We start from the raw sequence: 17,775 nt of genomic DNA, 5'->3' as shown, positions 1-17,775 counted from the left end.
AATGGCCGATCGCTTCATCGACGTTTCGCTCGCAAAGCGCGGAGTCCACTGCACCGCGCGACTCCTCGACGACCGGGCGCCCGTGACCTGCGCGACCGTGTGGGACGCGCTGCCCCTCGGCGGCGACGTGTACCACGCGAAGTACGCGCGCAACGAGATCTACGCCCTCTTCCCGGCGCTCGCCGACCGGGAGCCACCGCTGGAGAACCCGACGGTGACCCCCATCCCGGGCGACCTCTGCTACTTCACCTTCAGCGGTACGGAACTGGGGACGGCGGCGTACGGCTACGACCGCGACGTCTCCCGGCCGGTGACGGTGGATCTCGCGCTCTTCTACGAGCGCAACAACCTGCTGCTGAACGGCGACACGGGGTGGGTGCCCGGCATCGTGTGGGGCCAGGTGGTCGACGGCCTCGACCGGATGGCGGAGGCCTGCCAGGACCTGTGGCGCGCGGGGGCGCTCGGGGAATCGCTGACGTTCCGTCGTGCGTGAGGTGGGCCCCGCGCACTGCCCCCGTGAGCGCGGCCGGTATGTCCGTCCTCGATCCCCGGACGGGCTCCGACGGAGCCCGTCCGGCGGTCTTCCCGGGCGAAGCTCCGGGGGAGATCGAGGACACGGCCGACGGCCGTACGGGTCCGGGCGAAGCCCCGGCCCAGCCCTACGGCGCCGCCGGCGCCGGGATCGTCGCCGCGCCCGACTCGTACAGCGCGTGCGCCGCACGCAGCACCAGCGCGTCCGCGTGCCGCGCCCCGATCAGCTGCACTCCCACCGGCAGGCCGTCCCCGTCCACCCCGCACGGCACTGTCGCCGCCGGCTGCTGGGTGAGGTTGAAGGGGTACGTGAACGGGGTCCACCCCGTCCAGCGCCGGTGCCCGGAGCCGCGCGGCACCTCCGTGCCCGCCTCGAACGCCGTGAGTGGCAGCGTCGGCGTGACCAGCAGGTCGTACGAGGTGTGGAAGCGGCCCATCCGCCGGCCCAGCTCCATCCGTACGTCCACGGCCGCGAGATAGTCCAGCGCGGAAGCCCGCGCGCCCGCCGCGCAGATCTCCCGCAGCCCCGGGTCGAGCAGGTCCCGCTGCTCCTTGCCGAAGTGCTGCACCAGCCGCGCCGCCCCGCTGAACCACAGCGTGTGGAAGGCCTCCACCGGATCCGCGATGTCCGGGTCGGCCTCCTCGATGTACGCGCCCAGCTCCGCGAGCCGGCCCACCGCCCCGCGCACCGCCGCCGCCACCGCGGGACGCACCGCGACCTGGCCGCCGAAGGCCGGCGAGTACGCGATCCGCAGCCCCTTCACGCCGTCGCCGATGCCGCCGCTCGTGGCGGGCGCGGGAGCGAGCTGCGACCAGTCCCGCCAGTCCGGCCCGCTGATCACGTCCAGCAGCAGCGCCGCGTCCGCGGCGTCCCGGGTCATCGGCCCGGCGTGCGACAGGGTCCCGAACGGACTCGCCGGGTAGAGCGGGATCCGGCCGTACGTCGGCTTCAGCCCGAAGATCCCGCAGAACGACGCCGGGATACGGACCGAGCCACCGCCGTCCGTACCGATCGACAGCGGGGCCGCGCCGAGCGCGACGGCCGCCGCGCTGCCGCCGCTGAAGCCTCCCGCGGTGCGGGAGGGGTCGTACGGATTGCGGGTGACCCCGGTCAGCGGGGAGTCGGTGACGCCCTTCCAGCCGAACTCCGGGGTCGTGGTCTTTCCGACGAGCACCGCGCCGTGCTCCCGCAGCCGCGCCACGGCGGGGGCGTCCTCGTCCCAGGCCCCCGCACCGCGCACGGTCCGTGAGCCGCGCAGCGTCGGCCCGCCGGCCTGCAGCAGGATGTCCTTGACCGTCACGGGCACGCCGTCGAGCAGGCCCAGCGGCTCCTTTCTGCGGCGGCGTTCGGTGGCCGCTTCCGCCTGCGCCAGCGCCTGCTCGCCGTCGATCCGGACGAACGCGTTGGTGAGGCGCTGCGCCGCCTCGGCCCGGTCGAGGACCGCGCGGACCACCTCCAGCGGGGAGAAGTCGCCCCGCTCGTAGCCGGCGATGAGTTGACGTGCGGTCAGGGCAGTCAGGCCGGTCTGCTCGGACAGGGCAGGCAGGTCCTTCGGCTCAGGAGTCATGGGAGGGGACGTACCCACGTTTCTTGTCGACCACGTTCGGCAGCGGCTCACCGCTCGCCCACAGCTCGAACAGTTCGACGAACTGTGCCGCCAGCCGGTCCCGCCAGCCGACCGTGTCACCGCTCATGTGCGGGGAGACGACCAGGCCCGGAACGTCCCAGAGCCGGCTGTGCGGCCCCAGCGGTTCGTGCTCGAACACATCCAGGGCCGCGCCCGCGAGCCGTCGCCCCGTGAGCGCCTCGACGAGTGCGTCCTCCACGACCAGCGCGCCCCGCCCCACATTGATGAACCGGGCCGAGGGCCGCAGCAGCGCGAACCGGCGCGCGTCGAACATGCCGCGCGTCGCGCCCGTGAGCGGCGCGGCGCAGACGACCCAGTCGGCTCGGGTCAGCAGCCGGTCGAGCTCCTCGGAGCCGTGCACACCCGGTCGGGCGGTACGCCCGGTGACCGCTGCCGCCACGCCCAGCGCCCGCAGGGTGCGCGCGATCGCCAGGCCGATTGGGCCCGCGCCGACCACCACCGCCCGGCTGCCCGCGACCGGCAGACCCTCGCGGTGCCGCCAGCGCCGCTGTCGCTGGAGTTCCAGCGTGCCGGGGAGGTCCTTGGCCATCGCCAGCACCAGAGCGGCCACATACTCGGCGATGGGCTCCTCGAAGATCCCGCGGGCATTGGTGAGGACCGTGTCCGAGGCGGCGAACTCGGGGCAGAGCAGCCGGTCGACGCCCGCGCTGGGGGTGTGCACCCAGCGGGGCCGCGGGCCCCCGCCGGGCCAGGCGCGGCGTACCGCGTCGGAGGCGAAGTCCCACACCAGCAGCGCGTCGGCGTGGGGCAGTTCGGCAGCCAGGCCGCGGTCGTCGGCGTACCGGATCTCGGCCCGGCCGGTGAGCGCCCCGAGGCGGGGCGGAGGGTCTGTCTCCAGTACGAGAAGAATCGGGACCGACATCGCGCAGAAACCGTTTCTGAACGTCTGACATGTACGGATTGACCCACGCTGCCACCCGAACCTACCGTCGTCAACAAGACGTTAAGGGGGCCTGTGGTGAATCTGTCCCTCGATGTTTCCTGGCTGGGCGGACCCGCTCCGCAGCGCGGTATCGGCGTCGTCGCCCCTTTCGATTTCGCGCTCGACCGCGAGCTGTGGCGCTGGGTGCCCGACGATGTGTCGCTGCGTCTGACCCGTACGCCGTACGTACCGGTCGAGGTCTCCCTCGACCTGGCCCGGCTCGTCAGCGAGCACGAGACGCTCGACGAGGCGGTCCGGGCGCTGGCCGCGTCCGAGCCGGAGGTCGTCGCCTACGCCTGCACCTCGGGCAGTTTCGTCGGCGGTCTCGCGGGGGAGCGTGCCATGTGCGAGGCGATGACCCGGGCGGGGGACGTCACCTCGCTCACCACCTCCGGCGCCCTGCTCGAAGCCCTCGACGAGCTGGGCGCCCGCCGTATCGCACTGGTCACGCCCTATACGGAGTCGGTGACCCAGGCGCTGGAGGAGTATCTGGGCGAAGCTGGGGTAGCGGTCACGGGCCGCGCCTTCCTGGGGCTGACCCGGCACATCTGGAAGGTGCCGTACCGGTCCGTGGTGGACATGGCGCGCCAGGCCGTGGTGGGCGCTGCCGACGCGCTCTTCATCAGCTGCACCAATCTGCCGACGTACGACGCGATACCCCAGCTGGAGGCGGAACTGCGCATGCCGGTGCTCTCCGCGAACCAGGTCACCATGTGGGCGGCGCTGCGCCGGATCGGCGTGTACGCGGTCGGCCCCTACCAGGCGCTGCTGATGGACGCGGCCGGGCCGCCGCCCGAGGCCGACCGGCCCCAGGGGCTTCCCGAGGAACAGGAAGGATGGACATGACGACCGTCGGGCTCCTCTACCCGGGGCACTCCGCCGAGGACGACTACCCCCGCATCGCGGTCCTGCTCGACAGCGACATCCGGCTGCCGCTCTTCCACACCGACATCGGTGAGGACGCGCACCGGGAGGACGCGCTGATCGAGATGGGGGCGGCGGGGCGGCTGGCGGCCGGAGTCGAGCAGCTGCGGCTGGCCGGGGCGGAGTCGCTGGTGTGGGCGTGCACCAGCGGGAGTTTCATCCGCGGGTGGGAGGGCGCGCAGCAGCAGATCCGGGAGCTGGCGCAGACGGCGGGGCTGCCGGCGTCGAGCACGTCCTTCGCGTTCGTCCACGCGGTGCGGGCGCTCGGCGCCGCGCGGGTCGCGGTCGCGGCGACGTACCCGGACGACATCACCGCGTCCTTCGAGGAGTTTCTCCGGGCGGCCGGTCTGGAGGTGACCGCGACGCGGGCGAGCGGGATCGTGACCGCGGCCGAGGTCGGCACGTGGGAGCGCGAGCAGGTGCTGGAGATGGCCCGGGCGGGGGACGACCCGCGGGCGGAGGTGGTGCTCATGCCGGACACCGCCCTGCACACCGTGGCGCATCTGGAGGAGCTGGAGGCGGCCCTGGGCAAGCCGGTGCTCACGGCGAACCAGGTGACGGTGTGGGAGGGGCTGCGGCTGGCCGACCGCAGGGCTTGGGCGGACGAGCTGGGCACGCTGTTCGCCCGCCCCGACTGGGACCGGTCGGAGTGGCAACCCGAGCGGTGACAGCGCGGCGGGAACGGAGCGGCGGAACGGAGCGGCGGGAATAAGCGGAGAGAGCCTCCTGTTGTGTGTCGAGGTACGTACGACACGCGCAGGAGGGCCCACCAGTGGACGCAGGCGACGACATCCGAGGCACGGCGACGGGAACCGCCCCCGTACCCCTGTCGGTACTGGACCTGGTCACGGTCGGCAGCGGCCGCACCGCCACCCAGGCCCTGCGCACCAGCGTGGACATCGCCCGCCTCGCCGAGCGCCGCGGCTACCACCGCCACTGGGTCGCCGAGCATCACTCCATGCCGGGTGTCGCCTCGTCGTCCCCCGCCGTGATCCTCGCGCATCTCGCGGCGCACACCGAGCGCATCCGGCTCGGCTCGGGCGGTGTGATGCTCCCCAACCACGCCCCCCTGGTGATCGCCGAACAGTTCGGCACCCTGGAGGCTCTCGCGCCGGGCCGCATCGACCTGGGCCTCGGCCGCGCGCCCGGCACGGACGGCGCGACCGCGGCCGCGCTGCGGCGCACCGAGCGGCTGAACGAGGGCGCCGACGACTTCCCGCAGCAGCTCGCCGAGCTGACCCGCTTCCTGGACGACGACTTCCCCGACGGCCACCCGTACGCCCGTATCCACGCGGTCCCCGGCCCGGTGCAGGCCACCGCGCCCGGCGGGGTCCAGTCCCCGGCCCGGCCGCCGATCTGGCTCCTCGGCTCCTCGGGCTTCAGCGCCCGGCTCGCCGCGATGCTCGGTCTGCCGTTCGCCTTCGCCCACCACTTCTCGGCGCAGAACACCCTCCCGGCGCTCGACATCTACCGCGACACCTTCCGTCCGTCGGCCGTGCTCGACGCGCCGTACGCCCTGATCGGCGTCTCGGCCCTCGCGTCCGACGACGCCCGGGAGGCCCGCCGCCAGGTGCTGACCGGCGCCCTGTCGATGCTTCGGCTGCGCACCGGCCGTCCCGGTCTGATCCCCACGCCGCAGGAGGCCGAGACGTATGAATTCAGCCCCATGGAGCAGGAGTTCGTGGACAGCTGGCTCGGCAACGTCATCCACGGTACGGCGGACGAGGTCCGCACGGGCCTGGACGATCTGCAGAAGCGCACGGGCGCGGACGAGCTGATGATCACGACCAATGCGCACGGCGGTGAGGCACGGGTCCGGTCGTACGAACTGATCGCGGACGCGTACGGACTGCCGGTGCTGTGAACGAGGGCGAACGAGGAGTTCGCATACGGACACGCCAGGCGAACGGTGACCCTACGCTCCCCACGTCGTCGATCTGACAGTCGGGTCGAACGGGCGGAATCGGGTATGGGTGGACTGGCGAAGCGGCAGCGCGGGCACGGGGCTCGCCTCGCCCTCACGCCCGTGCAGGAGACGCGACCTGATGGCCAGGCGCACGCACACAGCTCCTGGTGAAGCCCGCCCTGAAGACGTACGACGTCCGCGAAGCCGCCCGCGAACTCGAGCGGCTGACCGCCGGCCTCACACCGCCAGCGGGCTGACGCCGATCATCCCGTCGATCCGTTCCGGCGTCACCGCCCGTGAGTAGAGCCAGCCCTGGCCCGTGTCGCAGCCGATGCGGCGCAGACGTTCCGCCTGGCCCGCCGTCTCGACGCACTCCGCGGTGACCGTGAGGCCCAGCCGGTGGGCGAGTTGGACCATCGCCTCGACGATCGTCTCGTCGGCCGGGTTGGGGTGGGCCCCGTCGTCGTAGCGGAAGCCGCGAACAAACGATCCGTCGAGTTTCAGTACGGATACCGGAAGCCGGCTCAGATAGGCGAGGTTGGAGTACCCCGTCCCGAAGTCGTCGATCGCGATGCGGACGCCCATGTCGCTCAGCGACTGGAGCGCCTGGAGCGGGCGGCCCGCCGAGCCCATGACCGCGGACTCGGTGAGTTCGAGCTGCAGAAGATGCGGCGCGAGGCCCGTCTCGGCCAGGATGCCGGCGACATCCGCGACCAGGTCGGAGTCCCAGACCTGGCGTACGGCGACATTGACGCTGACGAAGATCGGCGCCTCGCCCGGGTGGTCGGTCTGCCACTGCCGGGCCTGCCGGCAGGCCGTACGCAGCACCCAGCGACCGAGCTGGACGATCGAGCCGTCCTCTTCAGCAATTCCGATGAACCGATTCGGCGCCAGCGTGCCGAACTGCGGGTGGTTCCAGCGGACCAGGGCCTCCACACCCCGCACCGCGCCGTCCGCCATGCACACCAGCGGCTGGTACTCCAGCGAGAACTCCCCGCGCTCGACGGCCGGCCGGAGCGTCGAGGACAGCGCCTGACGGGTCATCCGGTGAGCGTTGCGCTCCGGGTCGAAGAGGGTCCAGCGGGCCTTGCCGTCCGCCTTCGCCCAGTACAGCGTCGTGTCCGCGTCCTGCATCAGACCGGTCGCGCTCGTACCGTCCGCCGCGCGCTCGACGACCCCGATCGAGGCCGAGACCGACAGCCGCTGCCCGGCCAGGTCGAACGGGCGCTGGAGCGCGGCCAGCACGGAACGGGCCAGATCGGCGAGTTGTTCCGTACCGGTGGAGTCCTCGACCAGGATCGCGAACTCGTCGCCGCCGAGCCGCGCCACGAGGTGGCCGCCGCTGCGGGTGTGACCGTCGCTGTCCGCGCACTCGGTGAGCCGGTCCGCCACGGCGGCCAGCAGCCGGTCGCCGATCCGGTGGCCGAGGGTGTCGTTGACGGCCTTGAAGCCGTCGAGGTCGAGGTAGCAGAGCCCGATCCGGCCCGTGCCGCCGTGCTCGTACGACGAGCTCTCCAGCGCGGCCGAGAGCCGCTCGAAGAACAGCGTGCGGTTGGGCAGCCGGGTCACCGGGTCGTGCATCTGGAGATGGCGCAGCCGCGCCTGCAGTTCGCGGCGGTCGCTGATGTCCGCGATGGAGAGCAGGACGCGGCGGCTGTCCGGCACGGGCGCGACGGTGACTTCGGCCCAGAGCGTGCGCCCGTCGGCGTGTTTGAGCCGGCGGGTGCAGCGGAACCGGGAGCGCCGGCCGCGCAGCACCTCGCGGTACGCGTGCCACGTGCGGCCGTCGGACGCGAGGTCGACGAGGTCGGCGGCGGGCTGCTCGTACAGGGCGGCGGGCTCGGTGCCCAGCAGGGCGGCGAGGGCGTCGTTCGCGGTGACCACGACGCCCTCGTGGTCGACGACGGCCATGGGGAGCTGGGCGGTGTTGAACGCCGCGCGGTAGTCGGCGAGTTCGGCGGGGGACGGTCTGCGGGCGGCGGTGCGCGCGACGGCCTCGGGGGCGCCGGCCGGCGTACGGTCCGACGCGTGCGTGGCGTCGTCCGGCGCACGGTCCGACGCGTGCGTGGCGTCGTCCGGCGTACGGACCGACGGGTGCGTGACGACGGCCTGCGGAAGGCCGGTCGCAGCGTTCGGCGCGGCGGCCGGATGACGCTCCGTGACCGGCGGTCGGGCGGTCACGGGCGCCGCGACTGCCGCTGGGCCCGGTCCTTTCGTGTTTCCGCTCACCGCTCGCTCCCGCAGTGCAGTCGTGTCGTTCAGGTCCGGTCGGGGCCGGAAAACGGGGAAAGTGTGCCGATCATAGAGGCTGGCCGGGCGGCCGTTCCAGCTTCTCGGTGGTGAGCAGGAGCACTCGAAGGTCCGGACCGATCGTTTCTGCACGGCTGTGGCCCTCGCCGGAGCTCTCGCGATCGGTTGTGACTTTCTGTGAGTCACCGGGGTGTCGCCGCCGCCTCACCCGGCTGGGGCAGCGGAACAGGACGAATCCTCTTAAAAGACCACAAGCTGGGTGAGGCGTCACGCATTCCGCAGCCGGAGGTCGACGTGGAGGGTCAGCAGACGGATGAGGAAACACCCGAGGGGGTGGAGCGGCGGCCGAACCTGCGCGCCGCCGCGGCCGCGTTCACCTCCTTGGTGGCCGTCGTGGCCACCTCCCTCGTGGCAGGACCCGCTGTCGCCGACACCTCCGCGGGCCCCTGCGCGCTGCCCCGCACCGCGGCGCACCACTCGCTGGGCCTGGACACCTGGAACTCCTCGTACCCACGCCCCGACCGCGCCCTCGACGCGGTCCTGGTCTTCCTGTCCTTCCCGGACGCCAGGCCGCTCACGACCCCCCAGGAACTCGCCGCGGACCACTTCCCCGCGACCAGCGACTTCTTCCATCGGGCGTCGTACGGGAAGTTCAACCTGCGCGCGCATCCCGTCCCGCGGTGGATCGAGATGCCACAGGCATCGACGGCGTACCGGATGAAGCGCGACTGGGAGCCCGGGCGGCGCGCCGCCTATCTGCGGGACGCCGTCACGGCCGCGGATCCGTTGGTCGACTTCTCGCGCTACGACGTCGTCTATCTGGTCGCCGATCCGGACGCGCCGGGCGTGGACTCCGACGCCACCAAGGTGGTCAACTTCGAGCAGCCGGTGAGCGCGGACGGCACCGACATCAAGCGGGCCGTCACGGTGTTCGAGCGGCATCCGCCGGACCGCAATGTGCTGGCCCACGAGACCGGTCATGTCTTCGACCTGCCTGACCTCTATCACCGGCCGGTGGACGGCAAGGGCGACTGGGACACGTACGTAGGCGACTGGGACGTGATGGGCAGCCAGTTCGGGCTCGCACCCGAGCCCTTCGGCTGGCACAAGTGGAAGCTCGGCTGGCTGGGCCCGCGCCAGGTGCGCTGCGTGTCCGGGGCGGCCGACCGGCTGCTGACCCTGGAGCCGGTCGCCGCCGCGCCGGTCCGCGGGGGCACGGCCGGCACCCGGCTCGCGGTGGTCAGGACGGGCGAGAACACCGCGCTGGCGATCGAGGCACGGAGCGCGACCGGCAACGACGCCGACACCTGTTCGGAGGGTGTGCTGATCTACCGCGTACAGACCGAGGAGGTGTCCGGTGGCGGACCGCTCGAGGTGATCGACACTCATCCGGAGTCCGAGGCGTGCTGGGACCATTCCGTCTACCCACCGCTGGCGGACGCGCCGCTGGGGGTCGGGGAGGCCTTCACGGTTCCGGGGGAGCGGACGAAGGTGGAGGTGGTGGACCGTACGCGTACGGGGGCGTGGACGGTCAAGATCACACCGGTTTTGTGAGGCCGGTCACGCAAACGAAGAAGCCCCTCGCTCTCGCGAAGGGCTTCTTCTGTCTGTGCGCCGCCAGGGACTCGAACCCCGGACCCGCTGATTAAGAGTCAGCTGCTCTAACCAACTGAGCTAGCGGCGCCTGCTGACGTCGTAGACCTTAGCATCCTGATCGGCGGGAGGAAAAATCGATATACGGACCGCCGTGGCGGAGGTCGCGCGGGCCGCCCGCACACACGCCCAGAGCAGCACCTCGGGCCCGGGCAGCCATGGATGCCGGGTGTCGGGGGCGACCACCCAGCGCGGTCCGGGGACGGGGGCGGGGGCGCCGGGCGGCGGGGTGAGCGGCGGGGCGGTGATCGCGTCCCCGGCGCCGTGGCAGAGCAGGGTCGGTACGGAGCTGCCCCACTCCTCCCACTCGAGCAGGGACGGTAACCGCTGGGCCGTGCCGGGGACGGCGAACAGCAGCATCCGGCCGCGGTGGAAGGCCACCGGGCCGGAGCCGGGACCCTCCGACCACAGCCGGTCGAGCATCCTGCGGCCGAAGATCGCGGGCGCGTTCACGACATCGAAGGCGCGCCCGCAGGTCACGACGGCGGGCGCGGTCGGCCGGGCCTCCCAGAGCGCGAGCGTGGACCGCGGGTACGCGCTCGCGGACGCGAGCCAGTCCGCGCCGGAGGCGGTGATCCGTGCGGTGTGGTGCCGTCCTTCGTCCCGGAGGAGCTCGAAGACGTCGTGCCGCTGCTCGTCGCTGTCGCCGGCGGGGCTCAGGGGGGTCTCGTCTCGCAGCCAAGTACTCATGGCGCTTACATCTATCGAGAGTCACCTTCCCGTTTCCGGGGGTTGCCGGAAACGGGGACAGGGTGAGGTGGGAGGGAGTATCTTGCGCCCCGGCATATGCCGCCTGCCCATCACCCGTCGGTGGGCCACTGGTCTCCTGCCCAACGCACGACCGGGCCCGGCGACGGCCCCGGCGCCCACGGCACGCACCCGGCGAGGGCCAGGGCTGGGCCGAAGCGGTCCCACCACCCCACAGCCCGCAGTCGGGAGACGGCCAGGGGCGGGGCCCGTGCAGGGTCGGCCCCGCAGGGACCGGCGGAAGTACCGGACGGTCCCGCGGTACCGGGCAACCCGCAGGTCCCGAGGAGTCGAGCCCGGAGGGGCTGCGCACCACCACCCACCGGCGCGCCCCGAGCCCGTTGGGGGTACCCCCAGGCGAAGCTCTGGGGGAGCTTGAGGACGGACACACCGGGCACGCCCGCGGTACCGGGCACACACGTCGCACCCCCGCACCCGCCGGAGGCGCCCCGCACCCCGGAGGGCTACGGCGTCGTCTGCGGGTCCGGCCCCCGGAGAAGACCCCGGCCGAAGTCGATCATGCGTTTCGCGTAGTCCTCGCTCCACTCCGCCTGCCGGGCGATGTCCGCCGTCGTCAGGCGGTCGAAGCGCCGCGGGTCCGCGAGCTGCGCGGCCGCGATGGCCTGGAACTCCAGGGCCCGGTCCGTCGCCGCCTGGAAGGCCAGCGCCAGCTCCGTCGCGCGGGCCAGCAGCCGGCGGGGGTCCTCGATGGACTCCAGATCGAAGAAGTGCTCCGGGTCGGAGGCGGCCTCAGAAGGCTCGAAGATCAGCGGCGAAGGCCGCACCCGCCGCTCACTCCGCCCCGACGACTCCGTCATGCGTGTCTCCTCCTCGTGCAACCCGACCACCCCCCATTGTCCCGCCCCGCACAAGTGCACCCCGGGAGGGGGAGTGTCGTCAGCGCGCCGTAGCCGCCGCCTTCGATGCCGGGCGGTCACCCGGGTGCTCATACGGGCGGTCTCCCGGGCCGCCCGGGCCGGGCCGTCGGGCCCGCCACCCGGTACCTGAGCAGACCGTCTCCCCCGTACCAACTACCGCCCTGCCCACACCACCCGGTGCTCCGCAAGATGGGAGAGGACCGCGTGGTTCGCCTCCCACCCGTCCGGGAACTTCACCGTGACTCCCAGTTGCACCGGCTCCGTCGACGGATGCTCGTCCAGCAGGTCCGCGACGCCCGCGCGGCACACCACGATGCAGGCGTGACGATGGCGGGAGGCCAGGACACAGAGGCGGCCCGTCTCCAGGTGGAAGGCCGTGGCGTCCGGTCGGCCGGAGAGCGGGTGCAGGACGACCGTCACGTCGAACTCCCGTCCCTGCAGCCGGTTCGCCGTGTCCACCGCGACGCCGCTCACCCCCAGCTCCGTGAGCGCCGCCCGGACCGCCGCGGCCTGGTCGCGGTGGGCCGTGCCGACGGCGATCCGGTCCGCGGTGAGGGGCACCGGGTCCGCCGACCGCTCCGAGACCGCCGCACCGCCGCGGTCCAGCAGCCGGCGGACCACCAGGGCCACGGCCCGTACCGCCTCCGGGTCGGTGCGCGGCGTGTGGCGGGCGGGCAGCTCCAGCAGGCCCCAGCCCGACTCCGCCGCCTCGTCCAGGACCCGGTCGGGCCCCGACCCGTCCGACGGCACCCCGAAGGCGAGCCGCCGGTCGCCCGTCCCCGTGCCGCTGCGGAACGGCGTGTACGGATAGAACGCGGCGGAGACCAGCGGCGCCGCCGAGGCCGGCAGCCGCCAGGACACCGGCAGCCGGTGCTGCGGCAGCTCCGGGTTGTGCGCGAGCAGTGTGGAGACCGCGCTCGCCGACGGGTCGTACGAAAGCCCCGCCCACTGCTCGGCTCCCACCACCGAGAACGGGTCGAGCTGGCCGGGATCGCCCACGAACAGCGCCCGCTCGAAGAGCCCGGCGACGGCGAGCAGCGCGTCGGAACGCATCTGGTACGCCTCGTCCACGATCGCGTGCTCCCACGGCTCGACGCCCTTCACATGCGCCCACTTCGCGGCCGTCGAGATGACCACGTCGAGCCCCGCGAGGTCGCCCGCCTTCGCCGACTTGCGTACGTTCCCCAGCTCGTCGAGCGCCTTGTCGTACGGGTCCGGGTCATTGCTGTGCAGTCGGCCGACCGGCAGCTCCGGCTCTTTCTCGGCGAGCCGCAGCACCAGATCGTCGACCTGTGCGTTGGTCTGCGCGACGACCATCAACGGCCGTCCCGCCGCGGCCAGTTCGAGCGCCGCCCGCACGACGAGCGTCGACTTGCCCGCACCGGGCGGCGAGTCCACGACAATGCCGCGCGCGTCCCCGTGCAGGGTGTCGGCGAGGATCGCCTCCGTGGCGCGGGCGGCCTCCGCGCCCGGGTCGAACAGCGCGGTCACAGTGCCGGTCACAACAGATCCTCCGGGGTCACGGTGCTGGTGCCGGTGACGGCAGATCTTCCGGGGGCCACAGGGCCGGTGCTGGTGCCGGTGACGGCAGATCTTGCGGAGGCCACAGGGCCGGTGCTGGTACCGGTGCCCGTCACAGCAGATCCTCTGGGGTCACGGGGTCCGGGCTCTCCGCCGCGTCGGACCGCGGCGGGCCGCCGTGCGTCCACGGCGTCTCCTCCGGCTCCGGCAGCTTCGGCCCGCCCCGCTGGTCGTGCTCGAACAGCGTCCAGGCGATCCGCTCGCCCTTCTCCGGAACGGAACCTTCCGCAGGGTCCTTGGACCGGCCCATCCGGTCCAGCAGCCGCAGTACGAGCGAGCCGTCCTGCTCGTACCGGACGAACTCCCCGGACTGCGGCTTGCCCTCCAGCGAGCGGTACGCCTTCACGCCCACGCCGAGATGCGGCCGGTCGTCCGTGCGCACGGTCACCAGCGGCCGGGGCGAGGGCCGTTTCGACTCCGACCAGGCCATCACCACTTCGGTGACCTCGCCGACGAACGCCTCGCCCGAGAGCCGCCGGCCGGCCAGCACCAGCGGATCGTCCAGCGCCTCCTGCGCCTCCAGCTGCGCCTGCGCCGTCTCGCGCGCAGCGAGCTTCTGCGCGGCGGTCACCGCGTCGTCGCGGCGCGGCTGCGGGGGCTCGCCCGCGCGTACCCGGTCGCGGTGCCCGGTGAACGACCAGCGGTCGCGGGTCCAGCGGTCGGCGGCCCGCGGCCCCTCGGGCAGTTCCCGCAGCAGATCCAGGCCGTGCCACACCGCGTCCCAGGTCGGCCGCAGCACCGACTCCAGCAGCGTCCGGATCTCCCGCTCGGCCGCCGTCAGCCGGCCCAGCTGCTCGTCCGCGGCGCCGCCGTCCTCCGCCGCGGCGAGGGCCTGGCGGGCCCGGTCGTACCGCTCGATCGCGGGCGCCAGCAGCCTGTTGTCGAACGCCGGGTCCGTGGCCGGGCCCGCCGGTGGGCACACCAGCTGGCCGCCCGCGTCCCGCGCGAGCTCCGCCCGCAGGGCCGCCTCCGCGCCCGACTCGCCGTCGGGGGGAGCGATCCACGCGAGCAGCGCACCCAGGTGCTGGTCCTCCAGATGCGACTGCCCGGTCGCCCAGTGCCGCCCCAGCAGGTCCGTCATCGCCAGCAGCAGCGAGGAGCCGGGCACCCGCGCCCGCTCCCCGTAGTGCGTCAGCCACCGCCCCAGCAGCGGCACGCGCGGCGGTGCCGGATACGGGGTGTCCGGGTCCTGCTCCGCAGTCCGCCGGAACCGCATCGACCGGCCCAGCAGCCGTACGAAGTCGACACCCGGCCGGCTCGGCACGATCAGCTGCGGCGCGTCCGCACACAGCTCGACCTCGACCTTGACCCTCTTCCCGGTCTCCGGATCCGTCTCGTTCCGCTCGGCGGCCTCGACCTCGTCCGCGTATCCGTCCAGATACGGCAGCACCGCCTCGGCCAGCTCCGCGAGAAACGCGAACCGCAGGTCCCGGTCTCGCGGCTGCGCCACGGCCAGCAGCCGCGGCGCGTCCCGCTCCGTACCGACGAGCGCCCCGAGCGGCGCGCCCGCCTCCCCGGCGGTGGTGAGCGGCACGAACACGAGCGGCCGTTCCGAGAGATGCCGGTGCCGCACCGTGGCCAGCGGCTGCGCCCGCCCGCTCTCGACGGCCTCCAGCCGCGCGAGGGTGGCGATCAGCGACACGACTCCCACCTCCCGCGGCTCACGGCACCGGCCGCCGGCGACGCGATGGCATCCGCGCAGGTCTTCGGCGCGCCCCCGAGGGTGATGGCATCCGCGCAAATCTTCGGCGCGCCCCCGAGGGCGCGGGGCGCGAGGCCGGTCGTCACCGCCGGCTGCCGCCCGCCGCGCGCGGCGCGAGCCGTCGACGTCACGCCGCCCCCCGCCCGGCGCCGCAGGCCCCCGCGCCGAGCGCCTCGGCCCGCAGTGCCGCCGCCCGACGCAGCGTGGCGACCGTGGGGTCCGCCGGGTCACCCGACTCGCCGCGGGCGGCCGACAGGACCTCGGCGACCTCCGTCAGACCGCCCAGTTCACCCCGGACCGCCCGTCCCAGGGACTCGACCGCGCCCGCGTCGCGCGCCCGCTCGCGGCAGTGGAAGGCCAGCTCGCAGGAGGACAGGCACTCAGGGGCGTACGCCGAAGGGACCGCCTCGACCGCCGCGGTCAGTTCGCCGGACGAGCAGGACTCCACATCGAAGCTGACCCCGTCCGGCAGCGCCGATGCGATGTCCTCGATCCGGGTCAGCCGGGCCAGCTGCCGCCGTGTCACCGACAGCTGCTTGCGTACGTCGACGACCGACGCGGCCGGCAGATTGGAGAAGTCCTTCGGGCAGACCAGCAGCACCGAGTGGGCCACCGACGCCCCCTCCGTCAGCGCCGCGACCCGCTCCAGCGCCAGCACGTACACCGCGGCCTGGCGCGCCGCCGCGCCCACCTTCGACGCGTCCGCCGAACTGTCGATCATCGGGAAGGACTTGATCTCCACGACCGTCCACCGGCCGTCGGGATGCACCACGACCGCGTCCGGCTCCAGATACGCGGGTGAGCCCGCCACCTCCAGCGCCAGCATCGGATGGTCCAGCAGTGTCCACGCTCCCGCGCCGGTGGCCTCCCGCAGGGCCAGCGCCGTGCGTGCCGCACGCCCTTGGGGGCCGGCCGCCGTGAGATCGGGGACCCGTGCCTGCTGCGGGTCGGCGACGCCGAGCAGCCGCAGCAGCTCCGTACCGCCGTCGGCCTTGACCCGGGCCTCGAACGCGTTTCCCCGCATGAAGGCGAACTGGGACTGGCCGAACGGAGCCGGCGAACCCAGCGCCCGTGCGAGCGCGGCCTTGTCCACCCCGGCGCCGTCCAGCAGCGCGCGCCGCTTGCACCCGGGGTTGGCGGCGAGGGCCGCCAGCGCGCGGGCGTCGAGCGGATGCGGCGCGGTGGACGGGCCGCGCAGCTCAGCGAGTCGCTGCCGGAGTGCTGTCGCCGACGCCTGTGGAGGAAGTCCGCTGTGCAGGGATGTGCTCACCCGCGGAAGTCTTGCATCCGTCACTGACAATCGGGGACTTGTCGTCCACTCCGACCCCTTCCCCGGCTGAAGCCCCGGCCGATTCCCCGGCCGACTCCTCGATCGAGGCCCCGACCGAAACCCTGGCCGATTCCTCGACCGCATCCCCGGCCCCGGCCCCGGCCTCGGCCCCTGCCCCGGCCCCCGCCCCGGCCCCGGCGAAGCGGGCCCTGACCCCGTCCGTGAGCCGCATCGCCGGCCGCGTGAGCAGCAGGCCCACGCTCATCACGGCGACCCCGGCGACCGCGTCCAGGAAGTAGTGGTTCGCCGTCCCCATCACCACGAGCGCGGTGACCAGCGGATACGCGACACCCGCCGCCTTCGCCAGCGGGCCGCGGCCGTACCGCCACAGGATCACCCCGCACCACAGCGCCCAGCCCACGTGCAGGCTCGGCATCGCGGCGAACTGGTTCGTCATCCCGCCGAGACCGCGCGGTGCGCTCGCCTCGCCGCCCCACCAGCCGTACGAGCTGTACTGCGCCATCGTGTCGACGAATCCGTGCCCGGCGTCCAGCAGCCGGGGCGGGCAGGTCGGCATGAGCGTGAAGCCGATCAGCCCGAGGAGGGTGGAAGTCATCAGCCAGGTCCTGGCCGCCCGGTAGTGGGCGGGGCGCCGGCGGAACAGCCAGATCAGGATCGCCGGGGTGACGAGGTAGTGCAGTGAGGCGTACGCGAAGTCGGCGGGTATGCCGAGCGCGGGGGTGCTGGTGAACAGTCTGTTGAGCGGATGCTCCAGGTTCAGCCGGAGATCCCGCTCGATGCCCAGTATTCCCAGACCGTGTCCGACCGCCGTCGACTCGTCGCCGCGCGCGAGCAGCCGGCCTGCCGAGTACGCGACGTAGACCACGAGGACGAGTGGCAGCTCGGTCCACCAGCGAAGCCGGGGGTGTCGGCTCGTATGCGCGGTCTGCGGCATCCGGACGCTCTCCATCCGATGTTGGTGCGGCCGTCGGCCACCGGAAGACTGTACGGTGTACGGGACGCGTGGAGAGGGCCGGGGGTTGCTCGTGGTTCACGCCGCGTTCAGATGGGTGATGATGGACCTATGGCACCGCGGATATTCCTCGCCCGGCACGGACAGACGGAGTGGTCCCTGCTCGGCAAGCACACCGGCCGGACGGACATCCCCCTCCTCGACGAGGGGCGGCGTGGCGCGAAGCTGCTGGGGGAGCGGCTGCACAAGTCGCCCTGGGACGGCCTCCCGGACGCGGAGATCCGCACCAGCCCGCTGATCCGCGCCCGCGAGACCTGCGAACTCGCCGGATTCGCCGACCGTGCGCAGCCGTGGGACGCGCTGATGGAGTGGGACTACGGCGCGTACGAGGGCATGACCCAGGCTGAGATCCACGCCGTCGACCCCGACTGGTTCATCTGGCGCGACGGCGTTCCCGAGGGGGAGACCAAGGCCCAGCTCGCCGCCCGCGCGGACGGGGTCATCGAGTGGGCGCGCTCGGCCGACCGCGACTGCCTGTTCTTCGCGCACGGCCACATCCTGCGTGTCCTGGGTGCCCGCTGGATCGGCGAGGACGTGTCCTTCGCCGCCCGCATCAAGCTCGACCCCACCAGTCTGTCGGCACTGGGCTGGGCCTATGGAGCCCCGGCGATCGAGCGGTGGAACGACACGGGCCACCTGGGCACCTGAGCGCGCCTTCGTACCCGCAGTGGAGCGGTACCGCAGTAGCCCCTGCGTAGCCGCAGTACCGCAGTAGCGCCTGCGTACCCG

15 protein-coding genes and 1 tRNA gene are annotated in these 17,775 nt (G+C 73.1%); 6 read left to right on the top strand and 10 right to left on the bottom strand.

Annotation, left to right across the window (positions count from 1 at the left end; translation table 11 throughout):
• The first annotated feature begins 1 nt into the window (after window position 1).
• Window positions 2-493, top strand: coding sequence for a DUF3830 family protein (locus tag AC0699_RS33595; RefSeq protein WP_478667899.1), 492 nt, complete (start codon window positions 2-4; stop codon window positions 491-493).
• A gap of 166 nt (window positions 494-659) precedes the next feature.
• Here the strand turns inward: AC0699_RS33595 and AC0699_RS33590 are convergent, their stop codons facing one another.
• Together AC0699_RS33590 and AC0699_RS33585 are read right to left on the bottom strand one after the other, a co-directional pair.
• Window positions 660-2,099, bottom strand: coding sequence for an amidase (locus tag AC0699_RS33590; protein ID WP_478667898.1), 1,440 nt, complete (start codon window positions 2,097-2,099; stop codon window positions 660-662).
• Entirely contained in the window at window positions 2,089-3,042 is a 954-nt protein-coding gene (locus AC0699_RS33585; RefSeq protein ID WP_478667897.1) for a D-2-hydroxyacid dehydrogenase, read from the bottom strand. Before AC0699_RS33585 ends, AC0699_RS33590 begins: the two co-directional genes overlap by 11 nt.
• A 102-nt stretch (window positions 3,043-3,144) precedes the next feature.
• Between AC0699_RS33585 and AC0699_RS33580 the strand changes: the two genes are divergently transcribed.
• The 3 genes from AC0699_RS33580 to AC0699_RS33570 all read left to right on the top strand — a co-directional run bounded on the left by AC0699_RS33580 (window position 3,145) and on the right by AC0699_RS33570 (window position 5,890).
• Complete coding sequence (locus tag AC0699_RS33580; protein ID WP_478667913.1) at window positions 3,145-3,948, top strand: maleate cis-trans isomerase family protein; 804 nt, start codon at window positions 3,145-3,147, stop codon at window positions 3,946-3,948.
• Entirely contained in the window at window positions 3,945-4,694 is a 750-nt protein-coding gene (locus tag AC0699_RS33575) for a maleate cis-trans isomerase family protein (protein WP_478667912.1), read from the top strand. The genes AC0699_RS33580 and AC0699_RS33575 overlap by 4 nt, the downstream gene beginning before the upstream one ends.
• A 104-nt stretch (window positions 4,695-4,798) precedes the next feature.
• Window positions 4,799-5,890 carry an LLM class flavin-dependent oxidoreductase gene (locus AC0699_RS33570; RefSeq protein WP_478667896.1) on the top strand — a complete coding sequence of 364 codons (1,092 nt, stop codon included), beginning with the start codon at window positions 4,799-4,801 and terminating at the stop codon, window positions 5,888-5,890.
• 279 nt (window positions 5,891-6,169) lie between these two features.
• On the opposite strand, the gene AC0699_RS33565 is transcribed toward AC0699_RS33570, so the two are convergent.
• Window positions 6,170-8,161, bottom strand: coding sequence for a putative bifunctional diguanylate cyclase/phosphodiesterase (locus AC0699_RS33565; RefSeq protein ID WP_478667895.1), 1,992 nt, complete (start codon window positions 8,159-8,161; stop codon window positions 6,170-6,172).
• A gap of 315 nt (window positions 8,162-8,476) precedes the next feature.
• Between AC0699_RS33565 and AC0699_RS33560 the strand changes: the two genes are divergently transcribed.
• The gene (locus tag AC0699_RS33560) at window positions 8,477-9,736 is read left to right on the top strand and encodes a M6 family metalloprotease domain-containing protein (protein WP_478667911.1); all 1,260 of its coding nucleotides are present in this window, start codon (window positions 8,477-8,479) and stop codon (window positions 9,734-9,736) included.
• 56 nt (window positions 9,737-9,792) lie between these two features.
• On the opposite strand, the gene AC0699_RS33555 is transcribed toward AC0699_RS33560, so the two are convergent.
• The 7 genes from AC0699_RS33555 to AC0699_RS33525 all read right to left on the bottom strand — a co-directional run bounded on the left by AC0699_RS33555 (window position 9,793) and on the right by AC0699_RS33525 (window position 16,968).
• Window positions 9,793-9,866, bottom strand: a tRNA-Lys gene (locus AC0699_RS33555).
• A complete protein-coding gene (locus tag AC0699_RS33550; RefSeq protein WP_478667894.1) occupies window positions 9,857-10,525 on the bottom strand; it encodes a bifunctional DNA primase/polymerase in 669 nt (222 codons plus the stop codon). The genes AC0699_RS33555 and AC0699_RS33550 overlap by 10 nt, the downstream gene beginning before the upstream one ends.
• A gap of 521 nt (window positions 10,526-11,046) precedes the next feature.
• Window positions 11,047-11,400 carry a hypothetical protein gene (locus AC0699_RS33545; protein ID WP_469769958.1) on the bottom strand — a complete coding sequence of 118 codons (354 nt, stop codon included), beginning with the start codon at window positions 11,398-11,400 and terminating at the stop codon, window positions 11,047-11,049.
• Window positions 11,401-11,613: 213 nt separating this feature from the next.
• Window positions 11,614-12,951 carry an AAA domain-containing protein gene (locus AC0699_RS33540; protein ID WP_478667910.1) on the bottom strand — a complete coding sequence of 446 codons (1,338 nt, stop codon included), beginning with the start codon at window positions 12,949-12,951 and terminating at the stop codon, window positions 11,614-11,616.
• Window positions 12,952-13,093: 142 nt separating this feature from the next.
• The gene (locus tag AC0699_RS33535) at window positions 13,094-14,683 is read right to left on the bottom strand and encodes a hypothetical protein (protein ID WP_478667893.1); all 1,590 of its coding nucleotides are present in this window, start codon (window positions 14,681-14,683) and stop codon (window positions 13,094-13,096) included.
• A gap of 187 nt (window positions 14,684-14,870) precedes the next feature.
• A complete protein-coding gene (locus AC0699_RS33530) occupies window positions 14,871-16,013 on the bottom strand; it encodes a hypothetical protein (protein ID WP_478667892.1) in 1,143 nt (380 codons plus the stop codon).
• Window positions 15,943-16,968: a phosphatase PAP2 family protein gene (locus AC0699_RS33525; protein WP_478667891.1), complete on the bottom strand. Its 1,026-nt coding sequence runs from the start codon at window positions 16,966-16,968 to the stop codon at window positions 15,943-15,945. Before AC0699_RS33525 ends, AC0699_RS33530 begins: the two co-directional genes overlap by 71 nt.
• A 129-nt stretch (window positions 16,969-17,097) precedes the next feature.
• On the opposite strand from AC0699_RS33525, the gene AC0699_RS33520 reads away from it, so the two are divergent.
• The gene (locus AC0699_RS33520) at window positions 17,098-17,694 is read left to right on the top strand and encodes a histidine phosphatase family protein (RefSeq protein WP_478667890.1); all 597 of its coding nucleotides are present in this window, start codon (window positions 17,098-17,100) and stop codon (window positions 17,692-17,694) included.
• Window positions 17,695-17,775: the final 81 nt, after the last annotated feature.

It is taken from the genome of Streptomyces sp. NPDC043870 (assembly GCF_056435785.1).
The sequence above is the reverse complement of the archived record's forward strand: the minus strand, read 5'-3'. Positions and strand labels throughout refer to the sequence as shown.